Origin of the sequence: Nocardioides endophyticus (assembly GCF_039543845.1) — a bacterium.
In the GTDB taxonomy this organism is placed as follows: domain Bacteria; phylum Actinomycetota; class Actinomycetes; order Propionibacteriales; family Nocardioidaceae; genus Nocardioides; species Nocardioides endophyticus.
The window spans coordinates 1-1,304 of sequence record NZ_BAABKN010000050.1; the positions used below are offsets into that span (position 1 = coordinate 1).

A 1,304-nucleotide genomic window follows, 5' to 3' on the forward strand; every position below is an offset into this window, starting at 1 on the left:
ACCGGCTGGTTCTCCTCCGTGGTCGTGACCCCTTCGAGGCTCGACCTGACCCTCGTCAGAGGGTTGGTGTCCTTCCCGAGACTTGTCCGAGCACGGTGGTGAACCGGCCGGGCGCCCGGCCCACCACGTTGGCCTGATCAGAAGCCTGTCCCGCCCCTGTTCACGCAGGGACGGTGACCCCTCACAGTGGTGCCACGTAGTGACTTCTCCCCGGGACGCTCCGGCCGATTCAACCGGTACGACGCACATCCCCTAGCAGAAGGACCACGTCGCTATGACCATCGTCGCAGACGCCTACACCTATGTCGTGGGCGTCGACACCCACGCCGCGACCCACCACTACGCGATCATCGAGACCCGCACCGGCCGCGTCCTCGATGACGCCGAGTTCCCCACCCACGCCAAGGGCCTGCTCCGCGCAGCGGACTGGATCGCGCGGCGCACAGGTGAGGCCACCGGCGGAGACCTGGACCAGGTCCTGATCAGCATGGAAGGCACCCGCAGCTACGGCACCCAGCTCGCCATGCTGCTGGCACAAGCCGGCTACCGGGTCATCGACGCCCCCGCACCGAAACGCGAGCACGGCAGCGCGAAGAACGACCAGATCGACGCGGTCGTGGCCGCCCGCGGCAGCCTCCACAAGGACCTCGACCAGCTCCCTGACGCCAGAGCCGGCCAAACCTCGGCGACCCTGCAGGTCCTGCTGACCGCCAGGAACTCGATGACCACCGAGCGGACCCGCGCGATCAACGCCCTCAACGCACTCCTACGCGTCCACGACCTCGGCATCGACGCCCGCCGCAAGGTAAGCCGGCCCACCATCCGCACCATCGCAACATGGCGGACCCGCAAGAACGACACCCTCGCCCTGACCACCGCCCGCGCCGAGGCCATCCGCCTCGCTACCAGGATCCTGGCCCTCGACGAGGAAGCCAACACCAACGAACGCACCCTACTGACAGTCGTGAAAGACGCCGCCCCGACCCTGCTCGACCTACTCGGCGTCGGTCCTGTCAACGCCGCGATCGTGCTCACCGCCTGGTCCCACCCCGGCCGCGTCCGCAACGAAGCAGGCTTCGCCAAACTCGGCGGCGTATGCCCCCTCGAGGTCTCCTCCGGCCGACGACACGAACACCGCCTCAACCGCTCCGGCGACCGTCAACTCAACCGCGCCCTGCACTCCATCGCCAAGACCCGCATGCAGCACGACCCCACCACCCGCGACTACGTCGCACGCCGCACCGCCGAATCACTCAGCAAAGCCCGCATCCGACGCTGCCTCAAACGCTACATCGCCCGCGAGA

Annotated in this window: 1 protein-coding gene; it reads left to right on the plus strand. The window is 68.1% G+C overall.

The genetic code is table 11. The annotated features are described in order from the left end of the window. Positions 1–274: 274 nt before the first annotated feature. Positions 275–1,304 (plus strand): IS110 family RNA-guided transposase (locus ABEA33_RS27290; RefSeq protein ID WP_345530359.1); only part of this gene is annotated, 1,030 nt, incomplete at its 3' end.